This window comes from Phyllobacterium chamaecytisi (genome assembly GCF_020164455.1).
Lineage (GTDB): Bacteria > Pseudomonadota > Alphaproteobacteria > Rhizobiales > Rhizobiaceae > Phyllobacterium > Phyllobacterium chamaecytisi.
The window spans coordinates 1-20228 of record NZ_JAIQWW010000022.1 but is presented as its reverse complement, the minus strand read 5'-3'; the positions used below and the strand labels follow the sequence as shown (position 1 = coordinate 20228).

General features: G+C 54.8%; 23 protein-coding genes and 2 pseudogenes. 10 read left to right on the top strand and 15 right to left on the bottom strand.

Annotation, left to right across the window (positions count from 1 at the left end; genetic code table 11):
* Window positions 1–46: 46 nt before the first annotated feature.
* Together LB462_RS25820 and LB462_RS25815 are read left to right on the top strand one after the other, a co-directional pair.
* On the top strand, window positions 47–301 hold the full coding sequence (locus tag LB462_RS25820) for a DUF6894 family protein (RefSeq protein ID WP_224514001.1): 255 nt from the start codon (window positions 47–49) through the stop codon (window positions 299–301).
* Between the two features lie 540 nt (window positions 302–841).
* On the top strand, window positions 842–1429 hold the full coding sequence (locus LB462_RS25815) for a sigma-70 family RNA polymerase sigma factor (RefSeq protein WP_224514000.1): 588 nt from the start codon (window positions 842–844) through the stop codon (window positions 1427–1429).
* A 223-nt stretch (window positions 1430–1652) separates the two neighbouring features.
* Here LB462_RS25815 and LB462_RS25810 read toward each other — a convergent pair whose 3' ends face one another.
* Together LB462_RS25810 and LB462_RS25805 are read right to left on the bottom strand one after the other, a co-directional pair.
* Window positions 1653–2516 (bottom strand): alpha/beta fold hydrolase, encoded by an 864-nt coding sequence (locus LB462_RS25810; RefSeq protein ID WP_224513998.1) that lies wholly within the window; start codon window positions 2514–2516, stop codon window positions 1653–1655.
* Between the two features lie 71 nt (window positions 2517–2587).
* Window positions 2588–3682 (bottom strand): zinc-binding metallopeptidase family protein, encoded by a 1095-nt coding sequence (locus LB462_RS25805; RefSeq protein WP_224513996.1) that lies wholly within the window; start codon window positions 3680–3682, stop codon window positions 2588–2590.
* Between the two features lie 266 nt (window positions 3683–3948).
* Between LB462_RS25805 and LB462_RS25800 the strand changes: the two genes are divergently transcribed.
* A complete protein-coding gene (locus LB462_RS25800) occupies window positions 3949–4269 on the top strand; it encodes a PepSY domain-containing protein (protein ID WP_224513994.1) in 321 nt (106 codons plus the stop codon).
* Window positions 4270–4300: 31 nt separating this feature from the next.
* A complete protein-coding gene (locus tag LB462_RS25795; protein WP_224513992.1) occupies window positions 4301–4900 on the top strand; it encodes a general stress protein in 600 nt (199 codons plus the stop codon).
* Between the two features lie 137 nt (window positions 4901–5037).
* Here LB462_RS25795 and LB462_RS25790 read toward each other — a convergent pair whose 3' ends face one another.
* Window positions 5038–6252: a cation:proton antiporter gene (locus tag LB462_RS25790; protein WP_370637301.1), complete on the bottom strand. Its 1215-nt coding sequence runs from the start codon at window positions 6250–6252 to the stop codon at window positions 5038–5040.
* A gap of 293 nt (window positions 6253–6545) precedes the next feature.
* Window positions 6546–7634, bottom strand: a complete 1089-nt coding sequence (locus tag LB462_RS25785; protein ID WP_224513991.1) for an extracellular catalytic domain type 1 short-chain-length polyhydroxyalkanoate depolymerase — start codon at window positions 7632–7634, stop codon at window positions 6546–6548.
* Window positions 7635–7998: 364 nt separating this feature from the next.
* Between LB462_RS25785 and LB462_RS25780 the strand changes: the two are divergent.
* Window positions 7999–8465 (top strand): annotated as a pseudogene (locus LB462_RS25780) (YciE/YciF ferroxidase family protein).
* Between the two features lie 33 nt (window positions 8466–8498).
* Here LB462_RS25780 and LB462_RS25775 read toward each other — a convergent pair.
* The 4 genes from LB462_RS25775 to LB462_RS25760 form a co-directional block, all read right to left on the bottom strand.
* The gene (locus LB462_RS25775; RefSeq protein WP_224513989.1) at window positions 8499–8954 is read right to left on the bottom strand and encodes a hypothetical protein; all 456 of its coding nucleotides are present in this window, start codon (window positions 8952–8954) and stop codon (window positions 8499–8501) included.
* A 16-nt stretch (window positions 8955–8970) separates the two neighbouring features.
* Window positions 8971–9234: a hypothetical protein gene (locus tag LB462_RS25770; protein ID WP_224513987.1), complete on the bottom strand. Its 264-nt coding sequence runs from the start codon at window positions 9232–9234 to the stop codon at window positions 8971–8973.
* Window positions 9227–9409 carry a hypothetical protein gene (locus LB462_RS25765; RefSeq protein ID WP_224513985.1) on the bottom strand — a complete coding sequence of 61 codons (183 nt, stop codon included), beginning with the start codon at window positions 9407–9409 and terminating at the stop codon, window positions 9227–9229. Before LB462_RS25765 ends, LB462_RS25770 begins: the two co-directional genes overlap by 8 nt.
* 272 nt (window positions 9410–9681) lie before the next feature.
* A complete protein-coding gene (locus LB462_RS25760; protein WP_224513984.1) occupies window positions 9682–10764 on the bottom strand; it encodes a transporter substrate-binding domain-containing protein in 1083 nt (360 codons plus the stop codon).
* A 386-nt stretch (window positions 10765–11150) separates the two neighbouring features.
* Here LB462_RS25760 and LB462_RS25755 point away from each other — a divergent pair, with 386 nt between their 5' ends.
* The 3 genes from LB462_RS25755 to LB462_RS31265 all read left to right on the top strand — a co-directional run bounded on the left by LB462_RS25755 (window position 11151) and on the right by LB462_RS31265 (window position 12706).
* Window positions 11151–12017 carry an aldo/keto reductase gene (locus LB462_RS25755; protein WP_224514185.1) on the top strand — a complete coding sequence of 289 codons (867 nt, stop codon included), beginning with the start codon at window positions 11151–11153 and terminating at the stop codon, window positions 12015–12017.
* A 69-nt stretch (window positions 12018–12086) separates the two neighbouring features.
* Complete coding sequence (locus tag LB462_RS25750; RefSeq protein ID WP_255627739.1) at window positions 12087–12500, top strand: DUF6064 family protein; 414 nt, start codon at window positions 12087–12089, stop codon at window positions 12498–12500.
* Complete coding sequence (locus tag LB462_RS31265) at window positions 12500–12706, top strand: hypothetical protein (protein WP_255627736.1); 207 nt, start codon at window positions 12500–12502, stop codon at window positions 12704–12706. The genes LB462_RS25750 and LB462_RS31265 overlap by 1 nt, the downstream gene beginning before the upstream one ends.
* Before the next feature lie 205 nt (window positions 12707–12911).
* On the opposite strand, the gene LB462_RS25745 is transcribed toward LB462_RS31265, so the two are convergent.
* From LB462_RS25745 to LB462_RS25725, 5 genes are all read right to left on the bottom strand, one after another.
* Window positions 12912–13865 (bottom strand): adenylate/guanylate cyclase domain-containing protein, encoded by a 954-nt coding sequence (locus tag LB462_RS25745; protein ID WP_224513982.1) that lies wholly within the window; start codon window positions 13863–13865, stop codon window positions 12912–12914.
* Window positions 13862–14212, bottom strand: coding sequence for a hypothetical protein (locus LB462_RS25740; RefSeq protein WP_224513980.1), 351 nt, complete (start codon window positions 14210–14212; stop codon window positions 13862–13864). The genes LB462_RS25745 and LB462_RS25740 overlap by 4 nt, the downstream gene beginning before the upstream one ends.
* Window positions 14213–14314: 102 nt before the next feature.
* Window positions 14315–14578 (bottom strand): GlsB/YeaQ/YmgE family stress response membrane protein, encoded by a 264-nt coding sequence (locus tag LB462_RS25735; RefSeq protein ID WP_224513978.1) that lies wholly within the window; start codon window positions 14576–14578, stop codon window positions 14315–14317.
* A gap of 433 nt (window positions 14579–15011) precedes the next feature.
* Window positions 15012–15332, bottom strand: a complete 321-nt coding sequence (locus tag LB462_RS25730) for a hypothetical protein (RefSeq protein WP_224513976.1) — start codon at window positions 15330–15332, stop codon at window positions 15012–15014.
* A 188-nt stretch (window positions 15333–15520) separates the two neighbouring features.
* A complete protein-coding gene (locus LB462_RS25725; RefSeq protein ID WP_224513974.1) occupies window positions 15521–15757 on the bottom strand; it encodes a DUF7662 domain-containing protein in 237 nt (78 codons plus the stop codon).
* A 1408-nt stretch (window positions 15758–17165) separates the two neighbouring features.
* Between LB462_RS25725 and LB462_RS25720 the strand changes: the two genes are divergently transcribed.
* Window positions 17166–17375 (top strand): cold-shock protein, encoded by a 210-nt coding sequence (locus LB462_RS25720; protein ID WP_183663394.1) that lies wholly within the window; start codon window positions 17166–17168, stop codon window positions 17373–17375.
* 121 nt (window positions 17376–17496) lie between these two features.
* Here LB462_RS25720 and LB462_RS25715 read toward each other — a convergent pair whose 3' ends face one another.
* Entirely contained in the window at window positions 17497–18402 is a 906-nt protein-coding gene (locus tag LB462_RS25715) for a hypothetical protein (protein WP_224513973.1), read from the bottom strand.
* Window positions 18403–18547: 145 nt separating this feature from the next.
* Between LB462_RS25715 and LB462_RS25710 the strand changes: the two are divergent.
* Window positions 18548–19174, top strand: a pseudogene (locus LB462_RS25710) (protein-L-isoaspartate(D-aspartate) O-methyltransferase); the annotation flags it as partial.
* Between the two features lie 97 nt (window positions 19175–19271).
* Here the strand turns inward: LB462_RS25710 and LB462_RS25705 are convergent.
* Entirely contained in the window at window positions 19272–19832 is a 561-nt protein-coding gene (locus tag LB462_RS25705) for a type 1 glutamine amidotransferase domain-containing protein (RefSeq protein WP_224513971.1), read from the bottom strand.
* Window positions 19833–20228: the final 396 nt, after the last annotated feature.

Sequence of the window (20228 nt, the reverse complement as noted above, 5' to 3'; positions counted from 1 at the left end):
TCACTCTGGAATGAGCACGTTTCCTCATCAGAGCGGGGGGATTCCCATGCCATTGTTTCGTTTTGTTTTTCACGAGGACGTCGTTCTTGAGGACGTAAAAGGGATCGAGCTTCCGGATTACGAACACGCGCTGGCGGAGGCAAAACAGGCTGCACAGGAAACTATTGTTGATGGCGTTCTCGAAGGACTCGACCCAACCAGCTGGGTCGTTCGCGTCTATAATGAGCCAGGTGAGCTGATCGGAACGATATTTTTTGCGGATCTACTAACGGCGGATCCGCAGCCGCGACATGGCGACTGATGGAGATTCAAGGCGATGTCGTGTCCTGAACGAGATTTGGTGCGATAACGCACCAAAGGTCAGCTAGCCGGAACAGTTTTCCTCATGCTGGGTTGATTGGATACTGGAACTTTTCCAGTCAACATGGAGGAAAGAAATGCCAAATAGTCAGGATCGCAAATCAAGCACCAAGGGTGGTTCGAAAAGCTCAACCGACAGGCGGGATAAGAGCGGCTCATCGAGCAACTCATCCGACAAGCAGTCGAAAGGCAGCGAGGGCAGCAAGAGTCGCTGACCTCGTCCTTCAAGCAAAGTGGCCTGTAGCTCGGCCACTTTGCGCGGACCCGCAGCGTTCAAAGGTGACAAAGCATGCCGCTCAAAACACTCGCTCTCAATTGCATCATGCGAGCCGACCATGCTCTTCTGAGCACAGACGAGCTAGTAAACACTTTGGTTTCCACGACCCAAAAAAGCTGAAATGTTCGGTAGCGTACAGTTCAGGCGACGGAGGAACGAGTTATCTCTTCGACGCATTGTCCTCTTATCCAGAGAGGACAAGATATGGTTGCAATCGATCCCGTTTATCAAGATTACCAGTTAGAAGTTAACTGCAGAGCGGAACTCGTTACTCTTGTGCCAGCGTTAAGGGCATTTGCGAGGTCATTCTATCGGCAACCCGATGACGCAGACGATCTTGTCCAAGAAACACTCAAACGCGCGCTCGGATCATTGCACCAGTTTACTCCGGGCACGAGCATGAAGTCATGGTTGTTCACCATCATGAGAAATACGTTCAATACAGCGATAAAGCACCAACTGAGGGAGGTCACAGGCGGGGAAAAAGATATCGCTGAAAACGGACCCTCCCGGCCACCATCCCAGGAATGGACTATTCGGGGTCATGAACTTGAGACAGCATTGCATCAACTCGACCCGGATTTCCGGCAAGCAATCATGCTGGTTTGTGTCATGGGTGCTAGCTACGACGAAGCCGCGGAAATTTGCGATTGCCCCATTGGAACTATCAAAAGCAGAATAAACCGGGCTAAGACCCATCTCTTGGAAATGTTGGGTGAGAAGTCCCGTGAGGAAATTCTCGAAGCGCCCCAACACTCGGGGTGGCACCACGCCTCACATCGACGGCATTAGCGGCCCACGGTTCGGCGACGTGTAACGCCACAACAATGATTCAAGGTCCAGTACGAGGGGAAGGGAATGGTTCCATATGCAATTTGCGATACCCACGCTCGTTAGCCTGAGACGGGCACACCTTTGCGACCTGGATCATTTTCGCAGGTAAAATGGACTTCCCTGGATTGCGTTCAGAGGTCATTCACGGAGCTTAATAATGACATTCAAGACTCTTTTTAAGTTACTGATGTCGCTCATGGAACGCAGCCAATTCCCTCGTCAGCAGTTCGGGGATTTCTTCCGCCATGTGATGTCCGCACGGAAGGCCATGCCCGCATAAGTCGGTCGTCCATGGACGCCACACATCCAGGACGTCGCCGTAGAGAAATTCCAAATCGTCATGTTGCGACCACAGGACCTGCGTGGGGCACGTGATCTTGCGCCCAGCATCGCGGTCCTCCAGGTCGTGCGCACGGTCGATCTTCAGGCCAGCGCGATAATCCTCGACCATGCCATGCACGGTTTGCGGATCATGAATTGCTGCACAAAAATCTTGGAAGTTGCCATTGCCCATCTTGTCCGGGGATCCGCCATACCAAGTAAGTGGATCGGCCAGGATAGCGCGCTCCGGTTTGTCTTGTTGGGCGAAGAAAAACCAGTGCCACCACGCCTTGGCAAATTTCTCGTCGCATCGCTCCAGAGCGTCCAAGATCGGAACGCCATCAAGGATACTGAGCGACTTCACTGTGTCAGGGTAGTCCATGGCAGTCCGAAAAGCCGTGTAGCTCCCTCGATCATGTCCCACTATGGAGAACTGTTCATGTCCGAGCGTATGCATTAATTCAACGCAATCTTTGGCCTTTGCTCGTTTGGAGGACCCGGCGTGATCGACTGTGTCCACAGGTTTCGACGATTGACCAAAACCCCGCAGATCAGGACAAACCACAAAGAAAGACTGTGCCAAGCGCGGCGCAACTTTGTGCCAGGTTGTATGCGTACGAGGATGGCCATGCAAAAGCAGCAGGGGAGGTCCCGTTCCGCCATGCCGGACGCGCAGCGTCGCGTCCCGCAGGGAGATTAGCTCTAGATCGAAACCTTCGAACACGGGTCGACTCCACAGATTCTCATGTCATGGCCTTGGCTGTAGGCATCATCGCTTCGCCTGCTTTGGTACGATCAGCAATCATATGCTCCGCGAATGACTTGTTGCTTCCCGAACTTCTGAACAAGGCGATGCAGGTATTCGAGTTTCACGATAACGGGCGAGGACAAGACGAATGGATACGAATCGGATTGACCCATGCTGCGCTGTATAGAATTGATTGCGATACTAAGTGGGACCCAGGTGCTCACAAGCTGTTCGGCGCTATCCGCTTGATAAGGATCGAAATCGATTGATGCTGCCATTGCCAGATGCTCTGGCGGTTTTGCTGCGACGCCAAATTCACGTGCGGTCTCAAGGCTGTCAACGATATGAATATAGTGTGCAAAGCACTCGGCAAAGTCCTCCCACGGATGGGAGCTTGCGTAAGCCGAGACGAAGCTTTCCTGCCATCCCAGGAGGGGACCATTGGCATAATAGTGCTGGAGAGCTCGTTCATAATCTGCCCGCTCATCGCCAAACACTGAGCGGTAGTTCTCCAGGTCATTGCCGTCGCGAACAAGTTTGTTCCATATAAAATGACCGCTTTCGTGACGAAGGTGACCAAGCAGCGTCCGGTACAGTTCATGGACCGATTGCCTCGCCTCTTCGCGCGTCGCGTCATCGGCCTCGGCGGCACGAATGGTGATGAGACCTTCGTCGTGGCCACTCATTGCGGGTACAATCACTCCACTGGGAAGACGTTGATCTTCAAGGAAATCGAACACCAGTCCGCCCGTTGGATCCTCGGTGCGATCGGGATGCGGAAGGTTCCAGCGCAAAATGGAATAGAAGAGGTGCTGCTGCGCCCGACTAATTTTGCGCCAATGGTTTAGGCCCTCTGATGTTTTAACGGATGGCACAAGACGATTATGACGGCAGGACAGGCAGAAATCTCGGTTCTCCGAGGGATCGACCAGCCAATTGCAAACCTCAAAAGATGCGTTTGCGCACATGCATGCATCCAATCCTTCACCTCTCAAAAATCGCCACGAACCTGCAGCCTGGGAACTGATCGCGCGCATTGTCATAGTAACAGGTTCATAGGCCAGCCTGGATTTGCACTGGACGCATTGGCGATTATCGAAAAAGACAACGTTCTTGCAGTTGTCGCAGGTGAAGAGGCGCATTGGACCGCTGTTCCGGGAGAGGGCTTCGAATTGAGAAGAATCGTTTTGAAACGAGGAAATGTGTGGATAGTTCCGATTGCATATCGGTTTCGAAAGCGGGGGAGAAGATTTAGCCCATCGCAGTTGGGCGAGATTTGCTCACCGCCGTCTGGTCCCATGCACGAGTAAAAATAAACTTCGGGCGCATTGCGCATAGTACGGGAACATTGGGAGCAACGGCGGGTTGTCACTCCACTGATCGATCATCGATCACATAAGGAGGCACCATGAAACGTATAGCTCTCGCGCTCGGCGCTCTCTCTATCCTCTCCGCGGCCCACGCCCAAGAGGCAACAAAACCTGCAACTGATACCCAAACGCCTGCCGTCGCGACTCCAGATACAAAAAATCCGGCAGCCCCAGTTGAAGGGGCCAACAGTTTCACCGAGGGCCAGGCAAGGGAACGCATCGAAGCCAAGGGTTACGCCGACGTCGGTCCTTTGACCAAGGGTGAAGATGGCGTCTGGACGGGCACCGCGATGAAAGACGGCAAATCGGTCGAGGTAAAACTCGATTTCCAAGGCAACGTTGTCGAAGCCGCCAAATAATTTTTTCAGCGGGCAATAAACAGGAGGAACTATGCAAACCGTAACAGGACTATATGACAATCACGAAGATGCCAAAACCGCTGTCAACGCGCTTGAGGATGCAGGGATTTCCTCGTCCAATATCAGCATCGTCAGCCGCAGTGGCAAAACGGATGAATCCAACGCAGGCGAGGGTGCAGCAACCGGGGCTGGCGTCGGTGCCGTCATGGGCGGCGCAGGCGGGCTCCTGGCGGGCCTTGGCATGCTGGCAATCCCGGGCGTCGGACCAGTCGTCGCCGCGGGCTGGCTTGTCGCTACCGCAACGGGTGCGGTTGCAGGCGCTGTTGCTGGTGGTGCTGCAGGCGGAATAATCGGCTCAATGACGAGTGCAGGCGTCGATGAAAACGACGCTCACGTTTATGCAGAAGGTGTCCGAAGAGGCAGCACGTTGGTTTCGGCGCGCGTCGAGGATGATCAGGTTGATATTGCCCGTTCGGTCATCGATGAAAATGCTCCCGTTGACCTGAATACACGACGCGCCATGTATCGAGAGGAAGGTTGGCAGGGCTTTGATGAAAACAGCGCTGACTTCACCGAAGAAGAACTGGTGCGGGAGCGTGAGCGAGCCCGCGACTACCGTCCGATGGCGTAAACACTATGCCTGTCGAGATGGAGTTCTAGTTTTTCTTGAGCATGTTGGATTGGGAAAAGCCAGGTCGCGGATGTCTGCGGCTTGGCTTCTTTTTTAGAATGCTTTGGTATAGCGGGATCATGCACATTCCTCCGACGTCATAAAGCATTTGCAGCTGACTTTTGCCGGCGATCTAGACGTCGCATGACTGGCGTCACGACGATGCCGTGAAGGATGATGGACACCAAAACGACCAGCGAAACGGTGGCCCACAGGACATCGGTTTTGGCGAATGCGGCATGACCAGTCGCATAGGCCATGTAGTAGAACGACCCCAAACCCCGAATGCCGAAGATTGCAATGACCGCCTTTTCCCTCCCCGGAATCGGGCTTCCAATCAAGCCGAGCCAACCCGCGGCTGGACGAACAAGGAAGATAATTGTGAGTGCGACTGCAGCTACTCTCCAGTCGAACGCTCGGAAAACTGTTCCCTCTGCGATGGCTGCTCCAAAACACACAAGCACGACCATCATCAAAAGCCGTTCAATCTGTTCAGCAAAATCGTGCAAGTTTGTGTGATAGTCGCTTCCGCGTTCAGCCGCCCTAAGCGTCAGGGCCGTGACAAACACGCCAACAAAACCGTAGCCATGGGCCATCTCGATCAGACCGTAGCTCAGGCAAGTGATACCCAGCGCAACAAATCCGTCGCCAGTGCGCGCGAGTTTTGCTCGTTTTGGAAGGCGAAAGGTCAAGATGCCCAAAAGCTTCCCAGTCAGCCATCCCAAACAAACACCTGCGCCGAGCCGCCACAACACATCGAACAGGAGCCAATTCTGCAACCACGGATTGCCAGCTTGCGTTGCCAGTGCCAAGGCGATGGCCAAATGCACGAAGGGAAAGCTCAGACCATCATTGAGGCCGGCTTCCGACGTTAGCGAGAACCGAACTTCTCCATCTTCGCCCGATTGCGGCGGTCCAACCTGAACGTCACTGGCAAGGACCGGGTCCGTCGGGGCTAAGGCAGATCCAAGCAAGAGGGCCGACGCCAATCCAAGTCCAAGGATGCTCCAGCCGAGAGCAGCAATGGCAGCAATCGTCAGCGGCATTGAGATGGCGAGAAGCCGCCACGTTGTCATCCAGCTCCGCCATCCCAAAGGTCTATCGATCTTCAGACCTGCCCCCATCAGTGAAATGATAACGGCGAATTCCGTCACCTTCTCGGTCATGTAGCGACTGTCGAGGGGATTGGAACCGACGATTGTCGAAAGAGGTGTCCATACAAACAATGTTCCGAAGGCAATGCATATCATAGGCAATGACAGAGGAAAGTCCTTGAGCAGCATAGGCAGCCAAGCGGTGAACAGAACGACCACGCCAAGCAGTGCGAGGAGGACAACATAGGTGTTAATAAGCGTACTCCTGTAGATAGCGGCGGCCTACCACAACGCTTAAGGTGACGAGAAGTTCGAAGACCTTATTGAGCAGAAGCGCCAAACGCTGGATCCAAAGGCTCTCGTTCATCCTTCTTTGGAACGAACTCGCAACTGAATATTTTGTTCTCCACGACCCAAATAATCTGAAATATTAGATAGCGTAGAGTCAGCCGACTGGTGCACCGCTGTATCTAGACGCATTGTCCTCTCATCCAAAAGAGGACAGGATATCGTCACTTCAGCAATCCAGCTGTGCGCAGAGCATCTTCGATCACATCGCTGACCGATCGGTTGGCATGTCGTGGAGCTTCCCGCTCAGGTTGAGAGGCGGCACTCGCTTCCTGCTCAACGACAAGCGTTCGCTCATTGCCAAGGAGTCCCCAGGAATTGGCGATATGCCAAGTGGATGAGATGCCGACATCAAGCATGAACGGACGGGGAGACCCGTAACTGTCTGCACCCACTCTCTGAAGTGGAGTGCCGTGGCCCATTCCATTGATTGTGTACGCTTCAACTACGGTGGTACCTCCTGTGTCGCTCCATTTGCGCATGGGATGGCCATTCACCATTCCCGCAATCGGAGCTTGATGGAATTCGTGCAGGTTGCGCCATTGTCCAAGGATTGCTTCCATGTTGAGTGGATCGACGGTTCTATCGGCGGTGCCGTGCCAAACGGCAATGGAGGGCCATGGTCCTTGGTGATCGGATGCGCGCCGGACCCGATCAGCGAGAACGCGGCCTTCCTGCAAGCCGTGGCCACGCATTCGGTCGAATGCCTCGGGGATGCTTGACGCGCTGCCGTACGGCAAACCTGCAATGATTGCGCCTCCTTTGAACATCTCGGGATAAGTGGCAAGCATGGCCGCGGCCATCGCACCGCCTGCTGATAAGCCAGTCACATAGATCTTTGCCGGGTCTATGGAAAGCCTGTCCATTAGGACTTCAATCATCTGGCTGATTGAACATACCTCTCCTTGGCCTCGAGTCGTGTCTTCAGTGGCAAACCAATTGAAGCAAAGGTTCGGATTATTTTTCCGTTGCTGTTCGGCAAATAGCAAGGCAAATCCGTATTTATCGGCCAGCTCAGACCATCCTGAGCCGTCGCTATAGTCGGCTGCCGTTTGTGTGCAGCCATGAAGGACAACCACAAGTGGCGATCCAGGCCGGAACGTCTTCGGAATATACGTCCATGCGAGCAGGTCGCCTGGATTTGAACCGAAGTCGGGCAACATGCATAAACGCGTGTTCGACTTCGTCCAGGTCGGCTTGGCCAGGCTGCGCTGACCATTCAGGCGGTTGATCGTATCGGCAATATTCCTCATGACAGCGTCCTCATTGGTCAACGACGGGATGGCGCTGATACACGGCTAACGCGTCTCGAAAGCAATCGTTGCTGCACTGCACAAATTATTCGAACTAAGGGGTGGTCGCGCTGACGGCAGGCGACCGCCAAACAACAAAAGGCCTTCTCGTCTTTGACGGCTGTGGCGAGGGGTGGCCGCGGTGTTTGCCGCCGGGCCATATGCTGCTCCGGCGATGGGCAAACAGTCTGAGGGCCGTTTGATGCGGCTCGGTACAGCAGAAGACGAACAACAGGAGCCGGACAAGGGGCAAACTATTTGAAGCCGGAACGATAAATGTAACTGCGAGTTGTTGAGGTGCCGATTTCAATTGGAGCACCAAATTATGAAGACACTCGCTGAGCTGTTCGAGCACACTCTAAAAGATGTTTATTATGCCGAGATGCTATCGCAAAGGCCCTTCCAAAAGTATCGAGCGCGGTAAAAAATGCAGCGTTGAAAATGAGCCTGGAGCACCTTGCAGAAACTAAAGGCCAGATCAAAACCTTGGAAAAGGTTTTCAAGACTATCGGCGTCAAACCTGCAGGCGAGAAATGCGATGCTACGGATGGTATTTTAAAAGAGGCGGTGGGTATTCTTGCCGAAGCGCAAGGTGTTGCCTTGGAAGCTGGTGCACTAGCCGCCTGCCAAGCCGTCGAACATTATGAAATAGCCCGTTATGGCTCTCTGCGCGAATGGGCAAAGGTTCTCGGAAATGAACCAGCTCACGTACTGCTGAGTGAAATCCTCGACCAGGAAAAGGCGGCCAACAACAAGCTTACAAACTTGGCGGTTACCTCGATCAACAAGTAGCATCCAATCGCTACCAAACTCTGGTTATATCCCCTAAGCGTTTTTACCGACATTTGTTAGAATCTGGGCGCGGGCGAGAAGCTGTTCCAGCATATCCACTGCCTTGGCTGCCTGTTCCACCGAGATTGGTGGGGCAGGTGACATGCTTTTCCGTTGTATGCGGATATGCCGGAAGTCTCCCAAGGTCTTTGCCGCGGCCGGAACGACGGTTTCAAGCTGTGTAATCATTGCAGCCAGCTGCGACACGTCGATCTTGTGCTGGGCGTGGGGAATGACTTTGATCCCGGTGTGGTTGAGGACCGCAAGACTTACCTGGCGCACACCTTCGACGGCCAGCAGGAAGCGCGATTGAGTGGTCGTAACATGTCGAGCGTCCATTAAATATGCCTCGGCGTCTGCCAGGCGCTGGTGAATGACAGCTTCATTGCGCTGGGTGGTTTTGACCGCGCCAATTTTGACGAGATTTTGAATGTTTGCTTCCCACGTCATCTTGATCGCTTGAGGGCTACTCCAACTCCGGTACGTCGCCAGATTGAAACAGGATCGTCGGAGGCCCGTAGCCTCCCGCGTCAGGCTGTGCATCGCGAACCCATGCCAAAACGCCAGCGCATTTTACCGCGAGATAGCGCGCCATTCGCGTGGCCTCTTCTGGGGTTTCGAACTGCATCGGATCGTAGGCAGGTACAAGCTGCCCATTGTCTGCCCGGCTGAATGCGACAACAACGATAAGGCGCGCGGGATGCGCTTTGGCGTCAGCCAATTCAGACATCCTTTTTCTTCATCAGTTTCGATAACTGCGTTTCTATCGCGAGCGCGATATCGTCACGCCGGGCCAAGGACAAGTTGTCGGCTATTGCGATGATGGCCGACAGTATTTCGTCTCTGTGCCAGCCCATATCCGAGGCGTGGCCGATCAATTCTATCAGCTTGTCCTCAATCGCCAACTGACATGAATCAAACCGCTCGGGATGAGTTCTTGGATGGTGGGGCTTTGGTATCGGCATGGCACGGGCCGTCACTTCGGCATTAAGGTGTTTGGTTGCAAGGTTGATGATAAGCCATCCCCGGTTGTGTGCAAGCGTGTCGCACGCGCGGTTTCCTCCTTGACGAGTTGATCCGACGTTCTTATTTTGTTCTCACGGCAAGAACGATAAAAACACTGGGGCAGGTCGCGCGCTGGTTGGCCAGTCGGGCGAGCCTGGTGGTCAGCCCCCATTTAGGGTGAATCGCCAAAGTATTTGGCGTGCAGCTGCTCCACGAGACCACGCTCATGAGCGCCTATGAGTTCAACGGTCAGCCGCCTTGTAGAGGGACTGTTGAGAGGAAGCCCGAAGCCGTATTTGTCCGGCTCGAAGACGCCTCCGATGACATCGACCCTTTGTTCGGGGTGTTTGTGGGCATAATATTCCAGCACCGGGGCATCGCCGATGATGGCTGTGATGCTGCCGTCGAGTAAAGCCGCCACGGCAGCGTCAATGTCCGGGAATAAATGCAAGTCCAACCCGGAGTTACGGGCAAAATCCTCCGACACACTCCCGGTGAAAACCCCGACAGCCTTGCCAGGAAGATCGGAAAGGCTGTTGATTTGGTTGGTCAGCGAGAGCGTGGTCATTACTGTCGCCACGGAGGACGTAACAAATGCCAGCACGGCAATCCCGCATACGAGCCACAAACCCTGCCATATCCGCCCAACCCACCCAAAAACATTCTTTCGGCCTGTTGATTTGCCAGCAGCAATCGACATGACCGAGAAGAAGCTTTCTGCTATGCCGTCACGCCATCGCCGTGGAAAGTCGGGAGCAAACCTTCGGTCCAAGAGGGTCAGCAGTACGGTCGCCGCGGCAACGACAAAGGCAATCCATGCATAGGCGCGAAGGAATCCTGAGTCCCTCAATCCTGTTACTACCTCCAGAAAACCCGTGCCCTGATGTTCGTTGACCATTATCCTCAGTCCGGCGTCGAACCATGGATAGGTGAAGTCGATCCGCTGCGCCCGGCCTTGCGTAATGGTGAGATTGGTGACGGCAACATCGATGTCGCCATCCGCAGTGGCGTCGATCAGGGCGCGGACCGTCGGGAACGGTTGATAGTCGGTCTGAAGGCCTTGTGTTCTTGCAAGCGCCTCCCAAAGCTCGACTGCCATTCCTGTGAAATGGTCCTTCTCCTGTATGACAAATGGCGGGCTCACATAGAGTCCCACCCTGACCGGTTGTTTGGCTTGAGGCATTTCTTGCGCAAATGGACTGCCCACGGATAGAAGGATACACAACGTGCCCAGGTAGAGAGCAGTCTTTGACATGAAAAACTCCTGCTTGCAGCATCTCGCGTCCTTCGCCGCGTCAGCCGTTGATTCCAGTGAGAACTGACCATGCATCTAGGATCGATGCAATCAGAACCAAATGTGTTCAAATGTTGCGGAAAACCTATCCTGCCTTGTCGGACCGAAGCTAAATTATTTGATCATCCCGCGCCATAAGCCGGAAGCGCTACAAGACTTAGGGACTGCATCATGGCTTCAATTCAATGTGAGTGACGGTCATCCAGCTATGGGTTTTCAAGTGGCGGCGGATACCCGATACTCCACCAATAAGAGGCAAACCGGCGCGACTTGCGAGGAGACAAGATGGGAGGCGATTCTCAATCAATCGGCGGGAAGCTCTTGCGCTAATAGCGGGTTCCGGGGCTCTGGCGGGCTTTCCCGACCGGCTGTCTGCTCAGGTGCCATCGGTCTTGACCAGGCCCATTCCTTCATCCGGAGAGGAAATTCCCGTCGTCGGCCTCGGAAGCTGGATCACCTTCAACGTCGGGGATGACACACAGCTCAGAGATGAATGTACTGCGGTTATGCAGGCCTTCTTCGCTGCAGGAGGCAGGCTGATCGATTCCTCGCCAATGTATGGTTCGGCGCAGGAGACGATCGGTTACGGGCTTGAAAAGCTGTCGCGGCCCCAAACGCTGTTTTCCGCCGACAAGGTCTGGATCGGCGATCCGCAGTCCGGCAGGGAGCAAATCAGGCAGTCCCAAAGCTTTTGGGGTGTGCCTCAATTCACGCTGCTTCAGGTCCACAATTTGCTAAGCTGGAAAGAGCATCTCCAGACGCTGTTCGAAATGAAGGACGCTGGCCAGCTTAAATATGTCGGCATCACGACCTCGGAGGGACGCCGCCACTCTGAAGTCGAAGATATCCTGATGTCGCAGCCGATCGATTTCGTCCAGATAACTTACAATGTCTTGGACCGCGATGTGGAGGACCGCATCCTGCGGCTCGCCACAGAGCGCAAGATCGCCGTTATCGTCAATCGGCCCTTCAGGCAGGGCGACCTCATCGCGGAGATGGCGGATCATCCCTTGCCGGACCGGGTCTCCGAAACCGGCGCGAAGACCCGGGCGCAACTGATGCTCAAATTCATCATCTCGCATCCGGCTGTTACGTGCGCCATTCCCGCAACCGCAAACGTGGCGCATGTACAGGAAAACATGGAAGCGGCAACGGGAACCGTCATGGACCCGGCCTTGCGCAAACGCACCATCGACGACGTGGAAAACCTATAATGGCTGTCAATCGCCCGAATGAGGATGCCTTGTGACGGAGTGGTGGTCATATTGCCTTCCGAGTTTTTTATGTTTTCGCCTCGGGTATTTTTCAGGCAGATCGAGAGCTATAACCTCGCCCTTTGGCCACTTCAGATTCTGATGTTACTGGTGGGTGTAGGCCTCGTTTGCTTGCTCGCGCGTGCTCGGCCGAATGCGAGTAGGATCGTTGCGACGGTTCTGGCTGCGCTTTGGCTGCTAGTCGGTTGGGCCTATCTCTGGTCGCGTCTGTCAAGCATCAACTGGGCAGCCACATACGCCGCTTGTGGCTTTGTGGCTCAGGCGATCCTTTTGCTCGCCGTTCAGGTTATCCCGCGCAGAACGGGAGCGTCATTGGCGGGCGGTTTCGCAGGGCTGATCGTAATGGCAGTGGCTGTCCTGATCTATCCCGGCCTGTCGTTGATTGCAGGTCGGGATTGGGAACTGCGGAAGTCTTCGGCATAATGCCCGATCCGACCGCGATCGCGACGATCGGGTTTCTGGCATCAACCGAGCACCGCTACGACTTCCTGTTGTTCATTATCCCGACGCTCTGGCTCGTTAGCAGCAGCGTCACGCTTTTCACCATAAGGGATCCCGTTTGGTGGGTGCCGCTCACCATGTGTCTCGTCGGTATTTCACTGGCGATCGCTAAAAGGTGGGGGGCCTAAACGCCATCAATCAGCTGAGCCCTCCGCCATGAAATCATGATGACGGCGTCGTCGAAAAGTTCTTAAGCCGCATCGGCAACCAAGCAGTGAACAGAACGACCACCCCAAACAGGACGAGAAGGATGACATAGGTGAATGGTTGCCTGCTCCTTTCAATGTCGGCTTTGTAACAACGCTTGTGGGGATTATGCCAAAGCGAGGAAAATTATCCATTGTCCCGTTGATTTTGGAATCCAGACAGCTCGGCCAACCGGATTTCAGCGAGAGCCTTAAACTCTCCCTCGGGGTATTTCTCCAAATAGGCCTCAAAACTGGCCGCGACGTCGCCATCTTTGATAGAAGCCCAGAATTCGAGCTCGACCTCCCTGTCAGCCGCCACATCTGGTTTGGCTGCAGTCGGCTTTGCCAAACGCGTTTTCGCAAGAGCAGTGAAGTCGCCATCCGGATATTGTTGTAGATACGCCCGATACTCTTCGTGATCACCGCTCGATTCCACCGATTTCCAAAATTCAAGTTCGACTGGATCGGCACCGCGACCTTCTGAAGTGGCGTCCATATCCGTTAATTGAATACTGGACTTTCCATCAGCAGGTTCCGATATCGGGAGTGGGGAAGTAGCGTTCGGATCGAACTTGACACGGAACACCCGGACGGGCCGAGTAATATTCTTAACTGTATGCTCTCCAAGGTCTTCGAATTCATAGTCCATCCTATCGCGCAGATGATCACGCACTCCTCTGGTCACGGAGATGCTACCAGGCTCCGCCATTGCCTCGAGCCGAGCGGCAACATTGACACCGTCTCCAAATATCCCGTCATCCTTCACCATCACATCGCCAACATTAATGCCGATGCGCAACATCATTCTCCGGTCCTGGGGTAAAGCGGCGTTGGCTTTGGTCAGGGCTTGCTGGATTGATACGGCGGAATGAACGGCATCGACGACGCTGGCGAACTCTGCCAGAACGCTGTCGCCCGCCGTACCGGAGATTTCTCCACGGCCCTGAACGATTATAGCGTCGATGATTGAACGGTGCGACGATAGTGTTGCGAGAGCTGCCTCTTCATCCCGATGCATTAATCGCGAATACCCTTCGACATCAGCTGCCAGAATTGCAACAAGCTTGCGTTCAAGCGGGGGTGCCTCCATGATGGTCATCTCATCCTGTAAGACCTGCCAAGGAGCGCCCGGGTAAGACGGAAGCTCAAAATGCCGATTGCCAGCAGTGAGATCACAGGGCGCTTATGAAATTGTCTTTCTCCCTCGGAACGTAACCGTGCTGGCGCTTGGGCCACGATTGCGCTTGCTTCCTCAGCGATAAGACTTGCCGACTCGGCGAGACGGCCAATCTCCGCCCGGAGTGCCGCCAGTTGATCCGACATAGGTTTGTATTGCGATATTGCTTCGCCCGGGTCTTTCTTGCGCTGTTCAAGAACCTGGTCAACCAGGTAGGTGTCGCTTCCATTTTCGAATTCATCTTCATTGGACGTGGGGTCGATTTGCATTGATCAATCCTGTATTGTTCTGGAAAAAACCCGTGGCCTGATCGGCCCCGCTAAGTAAACCCGTCGCAATCTCCTGCAACCGGGCCAAGTGCTGTGGTTGTTTCATACGGCCCTGGTTCCTCGAAACATCCGGCCCACAGCGATGAGAATACACGCGCCGATGAATCCGGCGACCAAATAGCCCAACCACCCCGTCAGGGTAACGCCAAAAAACGATAGCAACGCATTGGCTATGATGGCGCCGACAATTCCCAAAATGATGTTCATGATCACGCCTGTATTGCTTTTCATAAACATCTCAGCAAACCAGCCTGCAAGACCACCTATGATGATCGCGGCAATCCAACCAATTTCGGCATTTTCCATTTCAAATTCTCCATGTGACACAATGTCGAAAATGCAACCCTGAGAAGAAGAATTTGTTCCAGAAGAAAAAGACACGTCATGAAATCCCGATGTCGACGTCAGGACGATCACCACCTTCACAGATCCTTGCCGCGAAACATTCTCAGCGATCTCGTCGGCGCAATAACTGCGGAATTAGGTAGCAAAAGCCACCAATTGTCATCTATGCTATTGAAAAGCAATCATATTAGCGTTGACTTTAGAGCGTTCCTGCCTCGGCCATGACGCACTCATTCCGTGCGCTTTTATGGCCGGCAAGCGGTATGTTCCGTCCGAGACCGAGGTTGGGCGGTAGGATCTCAAGGTCAAATTGAAATCGCCCTCTAGCGCGGGCAACCAGTTGGCCGTCTCGGCGATAGGCGGAACACCTCGCTGTTCCGCAAGACGAGAACGCTCAACCGCCGGTGCATGCGGACGGCATGGCTCGGCCAACGCCCCACGACAGGTGCCCCTGCACGATGCTCAGCGTCTGCCGGCCATTCGAAAAGGTCGTTCCTTCTGATCCCATGGAGGGCAGATCGACCGCGGTCGCGCCGTTGACGGATACCGAAGCGCGATCGCCGAGGAGACGCACTGCCAGATGCGTGCCGTCCGCGCACGTGTAGTTGCTGACGGGATAGGGGTTGCCCGCGCCGATCGACGCTTCAGGCGTGGATTGCACGCTGCTTGCAAGCATCAGGGCGCTGACTGCCGCGATCGATAGATGTCCAAACAAAATAGTCCTCCAAACTGGCACGAGCGTAGATGAAACAGAGCCTATCGCGTAGCCTATACCGTCAACGGCGTAAATGAGCCCCGGCTTGGTGTCCTCGTCCGGAAGCGCACCTCACGCCGAATTCAGTTCCTCAGGAGACAAGTGAGTTTATTTTTGTCAACCATCCTAGCATCGGAGTCGCAACAAACTTAACTTCGAACGAAGCGCACCTTGTCGTTCCCATGAACGAGATATGTCTTATAGCCAGCTTTTTGTGATGCTTTGTGCCCCGCGCACATCTTGGCTGCGTCTTCCCAATATTGGGACTGCTCTGCAGACTTCGGAAGATATCCGTCGATGATGTCAGCAATCTCATCGAATGTCAGAGTAAGTTCACCTTCCGTCCTAAGTTTAAGGTAGTCGGTGAGGCCCGCGTATTTCGTCATATTCAGCATCCCCTCAAAACCCGTGGATATGAGACACAATCTGGCAGGACGCAACTACCCAATTGAGATGCAGAGGTGGATTAACTCGGGTACCTCGAATTTAGAGGGGCTCCGTCCTTGTTCCGGACCAATCGCGGTTTCGATGATAATAGTGATGTCGATGAAGGCCCGGGCTTGCTATACACAAAACAATCGTCCTGCTCCCCGGCCCACAGGTTTCAGCTGTTAAATATACGCTAGGGGCAGATTAAGTTGCAATGAAGCCCAGCGAGAGACAGTCTTATCGAAGGATGGCCAAAGCGCCGGGCCTCTGTTGCAATATTATCCCGATATACAACAGAAATCAGAGTGGGCTAAGACCGAAATCCTGTCAAATAAACCTTCTGATTTAGTCCGCCGGTCATGACGCAACATCCGAGCTGGACCAGTATCCTTCTCATCGCGCGACTGCCCGGGACGCACGTTAGTTGTCTGGTTGCGAGTTTCTGCCGTGACTGGGAAGGCGGCACGCACGCGTCCTGTACCGTTGGATGGATTCGACTCTCAGTCTTGCGCAACCGCAAATGCCTCGCCCGGTTCGAGAAACCTTCCGCGCACCAGCGTCCTCTCGATCTCAACCGTGACGGAATCCCCCGGTAAGGCTGGGGCCGGCGTACCCCGGGCCGCTGCGCAAATTGCATTGGTTATCCTTTGAAACCCGTCTCGGCCTACGGTAATGCCTGGTACCAAGTTTCTGAGACTTGAAGGCTCCGCGGCCCATCCGCACTGGTCATATACCGAGTTCCGGAGAGAGTTGGCCGCGACATTGCTGTCGACAAAGGAACTGCCTTGAATATCCGGGATCGTGTCTGGGGTCGTGCATGAGGTCGAAGCGGCGAGGGCAGCGGCAAGTAGAAGGCAGCAAGTCGATCTCATAGCATTCCTTGATCGGTCGTTATCCGAGTGCTGCAATGGTTATCACCTTTGCAGACGAGTTGCGACCGCGAGTCAGTGCCATGACAAGAACCAATGCACGACAGGAGTTACTCGCCTGGAGGAGTTTGCTGAAACGTTTTCGGCAAAAGTCGCCTATGCCAGAGTTTGGGTTTTGCCGTCAGGGCGTTTGGACAGTCATATCCTTGCACTATTCCCTCGTCACTATTTGGTCGGACATCGGTTCATTAACGTCGACTGACTCGAGTTCGGTACGCTGTTTGCAGGAAACGCGAATTCGATCTTTGCCGCCCATAAGGGCGTCAATCTCGATCTGCCTTTAATCACTATAAGCACATCGATACGATGAAGGTGAAGACACGCGATTTCAAGGAGAGGAGGGACTGCAAGATCATACTTTCCGACTCTAAGGCTTGATACAGGATGCGTCGAACGATAACGATACTGTTCGAACTTGCTAGCGGGAGGATTCATCGTGGCAACAGGTACTGTGAAATGGTTCAATGCAACCAAGGGTTTCGGGTTTATCCAGCCCGACGATGGCGGCGCTGATGTCTTCGTCCATATTTCTGCCGTCGAGCGCGCCGGAATGCGCAGTCTGAACGACGGGCAGAAGATCAACTACGAAATGGTGCGCGATAACAGATCCGGCAAGATGTCTGCCGATCAATTGAGTGCAGGTTAAGCCGTCCCAGCCGAATACCAGAACAGCAACGAGGCGGGATCATGGTCCCGCCTTTCTTCTCGTGTCCCGGCAGGCAAACCGCTGCCGGTATTTCCCTCATGCTACGAGGAATGCAGAAGAATTACGGGGTCATTCTAGCGGACTGCTGCCTTCGGCGCTCGACGGACCGCGCCCGTTGCCGTGCCAATCGCAGCTCGCTCAAAGTTGGCTGCCACCATCCGCGTGAACGCTCCAAAAACTCGGGCACACGACGAGCAGGCCACGTTGCGACGAGCTCCGCCAGCGTCGGCGCTCGCCATCTGCCCCATACGTAGTTGAACATGCCGAGAGCAGCATGCGGGTAAAACAACGCCAGCGAGGCAGGGTCGACCAACTCCCCGGATACCTCCGTAAAAGCAACGATGCCATAGCGCTCCGTCATCAATGGACGCTCGAGTGGCGGCAGATCTTCGGTAGGCAGGGGATATCTTCGGCGTCGCCGTTCGGCATAACGAAGCTGAGCGGCCTTATAAGTGGACGAATTCCTCTGCAACCCCAACCGCCGCTTACGTTCCTCCGGCTCGTTGCGGCGAGCGGCAGCCTCTATGGTGGTCCACCGATGCAACAGTTCCTCATAAGATCGGAACGGAACGCGCCACGCCCGCAATTCCTCGTCCCAGTGCGCCCATGGGATAGCCCGCATTTGCTCGATAACAGTCTTCGAATAGGGTGTTCTAACACGCAAATCGTCGGCCGCTTCCAGATAAGCGCTGGTGATCGGCTCAAACGCATAAGCATCCCGGCCTTTGGCGTCGGCGTGCGGGAGCGCTTGGTCAGCCTCGCGTGCCAGCCAACGGTCCAGACGACGCACAGCCGTCTTACCCGGCACGAACCAAGCTCGCTTGTCGTTGTTCCATCGTGCACGCGGAAATGCTTCACGAAATCGTTCAACGGTCATGCGGTCGTAAGGAAAGGCGGCCAGCGCCCCCGGTTTCCGTTCCTTGCTCATGGAACCACGGTCGACCAAGATGATAACCTTCAATGACATTTATACTGGGCATGCAACGCCCGAAGGCCGCCACGAGTTGCCAAATATCGGCACTGCCGTGCTTTTAAGCCCCCCGTCTGAAACCGGAACAATCGACTTCGTTCGACGTTTGGAAACTGGATGCACCGCTACCGGAGTGCTTGGAATGCGTGATTTCTCCCGTGCGCGGAACCGAATGGTCGATGTCCAGATCGCCCGGCGCGGGATCAATGATCCTCATATTCTGCACGCCATGCGCCGTGTGCCGCGTGAAGCTTTTGTCGATCCGCGACTTGAAGAGCTTGCCTATGAAGACAGCCCCTTATCCATAGGCGAGGGCCAGACCATCTCACAGCCCTACATCGTTGCACGAATGATCGAGGCCGCGGCGCTGAGGCCCGGTGAAATGGTCCTCGATGTGGGGGCAGGATCTGGCTATGCCGCGGCGGTGGCCAGCCAGATCGCCAAGCGTGTGTTTGCCATCGAACGCCATCGCACGCTTGGCGAATCTGCGAGTAAGCGATTGCGGGATCTCGGCTACGACAATATCGATCTGCGTATTGGTGACGGCACGAAGGGATGGCCCGAGGCCGCACCCTTCGATGTCATTCTGGTCGCGGCCGGCGGGCCAATGGTGCCCCCGGCGCTGAAGGAGCAGTTAACCATCGGTGGTCGCCTGGTGATGCCAGTCGGCCATGACGAATGGAGCCAGACGCTTCGCAAACTAACGCGCACAAGCGAAACCACCTTTGAGGCGGAGGACCTCGACTCCGTGATGTTCGTCCCATTGATCAGCGCGTAGAACTGATCAGCAGAGAGCGGCCTTCGCTTCACTGCTGCACCCGAAGTAGGTGTGCCGAGATCACCGCAGCTTGGATGTGATCGCCGCGTCACGCTGCGCGGCGCTTGTGCGTCCCTTCTTCGATCTCTTCCACGATCTTTGAAACAAAAGCCGGGAGATCGTCCGGACTGCGCGAGGTGATAATACCCTCGTCAGTCACCACTTCCTCGTCCTTCCAATTCGCTCCGGCATTTTTAACGTCTGTTTTAATCGACGAGTATGACGTCGCATCGCGACCGCGGAGGGCATCGGCTTCGACAAGAAGCCATGGCGCATGACAAATTGCAGCAACCGTCTTGCCGCTGTTCAGGAAGTCTTTCACGATGCGCATGGCGCTGTCGTCCCGTCTCAAAAGATCCGGGTTGATCTGTCCGCCTGGCAGCACCAGCGCGTCGAAGTCGTCAACCGAGGCTTCCGAGGCAAGTAGGTCCACATCGACGGTATCGCCCCAATCTTTCTTGTCCCAACTCTTGATGCTACCTGCTTTCGGGGATGCAATCTTGACGTCTGCACCGCGCTTTCGCAACTCGTCGTAGGGGACCCGGAGCTCTGATCGCTCATAGCCATCGGTTGCGAGAATAAGGATACGTGCTTCATTGATGGAAGGCATGGGCTGTTCCTTTCGGTTCAGGATGTTGTCAGCACGGTCAATCGAGAGCTGAGCTCTGCCGTGCTGTACAGGTCGGAAACTTTTAACGAACACAAATGTTCCAAATGGAGCGGTAGGGCTGTCAGCCTGCCAATGTGCGCTCCGAGGACGCTGAAAGGGCGGGCGACATGTCTTATTTTATTGCGGGGATCTGAAACACTGTCCTCCTGACTGTGCTTCCTTTTGGAAAGCCCACCCGAAAAGCCCTCGTACCCCCGTTGCGAGGGCTTTTCATCCCATCGAATACGCATATCGCTTCTCCCACGCGAGAATCCATCCATTCACGAAAGTCGCGCCAATGCCTCTTCATACTTGGCCAGCTTCTCCCGTGCTTTGGAATCCTCCAGGTGCGATTGA

Excerpts from the sequence above, each read along its gene's own strand:
- LB462_RS25820 (WP_224514001.1), top strand. The coding sequence starts at position 47 with ATGCCATTGTTTCGTTTTGTTTTTCACGAGGACGTCGTTCTTGAGGAC.
- LB462_RS25815 (WP_224514000.1), top strand. The coding sequence starts at position 842 with ATGGTTGCAATCGATCCCGTTTATCAAGATTACCAGTTAGAAGTTAAC.
- LB462_RS25805 (WP_224513996.1), bottom strand. The coding sequence starts at position 3,682 with ATGCGCCTCTTCACCTGCGACAACTGCAAGAACGTTGTCTTTTTCGAT.
- LB462_RS25800 (WP_224513994.1), top strand. The coding sequence starts at position 3,949 with ATGAAACGTATAGCTCTCGCGCTCGGCGCTCTCTCTATCCTCTCCGCG.
- LB462_RS25795 (WP_224513992.1), top strand. The coding sequence starts at position 4,301 with ATGCAAACCGTAACAGGACTATATGACAATCACGAAGATGCCAAAACC.
- LB462_RS25785 (WP_224513991.1), bottom strand. The coding sequence starts at position 7,634 with ATGAGGAATATTGCCGATACGATCAACCGCCTGAATGGTCAGCGCAGC.
- LB462_RS25775 (WP_224513989.1), bottom strand. The coding sequence starts at position 8,954 with ATGACGTGGGAAGCAAACATTCAAAATCTCGTCAAAATTGGCGCGGTC.
- LB462_RS25770 (WP_224513987.1), bottom strand. The coding sequence starts at position 9,234 with ATGTCTGAATTGGCTGACGCCAAAGCGCATCCCGCGCGCCTTATCGTT.
- LB462_RS25760 (WP_224513984.1), bottom strand. The coding sequence starts at position 10,764 with ATGTCAAAGACTGCTCTCTACCTGGGCACGTTGTGTATCCTTCTATCC.
- LB462_RS25750 (WP_255627739.1), top strand. The coding sequence starts at position 12,087 with ATGTTTTCGCCTCGGGTATTTTTCAGGCAGATCGAGAGCTATAACCTC.
- LB462_RS31265 (WP_255627736.1), top strand. The coding sequence starts at position 12,500 with ATGCCCGATCCGACCGCGATCGCGACGATCGGGTTTCTGGCATCAACC.
- LB462_RS25745 (WP_224513982.1), bottom strand. The coding sequence starts at position 13,865 with ATGACCATCATGGAGGCACCCCCGCTTGAACGCAAGCTTGTTGCAATT.
- LB462_RS25740 (WP_224513980.1), bottom strand. The coding sequence starts at position 14,212 with ATGCAAATCGACCCCACGTCCAATGAAGATGAATTCGAAAATGGAAGC.
- LB462_RS25735 (WP_224513978.1), bottom strand. The coding sequence starts at position 14,578 with ATGGAAAATGCCGAAATTGGTTGGATTGCCGCGATCATCATAGGTGGT.
- LB462_RS25725 (WP_224513974.1), bottom strand. The coding sequence starts at position 15,757 with ATGACGAAATACGCGGGCCTCACCGACTACCTTAAACTTAGGACGGAA.
- LB462_RS25715 (WP_224513973.1), bottom strand. The coding sequence starts at position 18,402 with ATGTCATTGAAGGTTATCATCTTGGTCGACCGTGGTTCCATGAGCAAG.
- LB462_RS25705 (WP_224513971.1), bottom strand. The coding sequence starts at position 19,832 with ATGCCTTCCATCAATGAAGCACGTATCCTTATTCTCGCAACCGATGGC.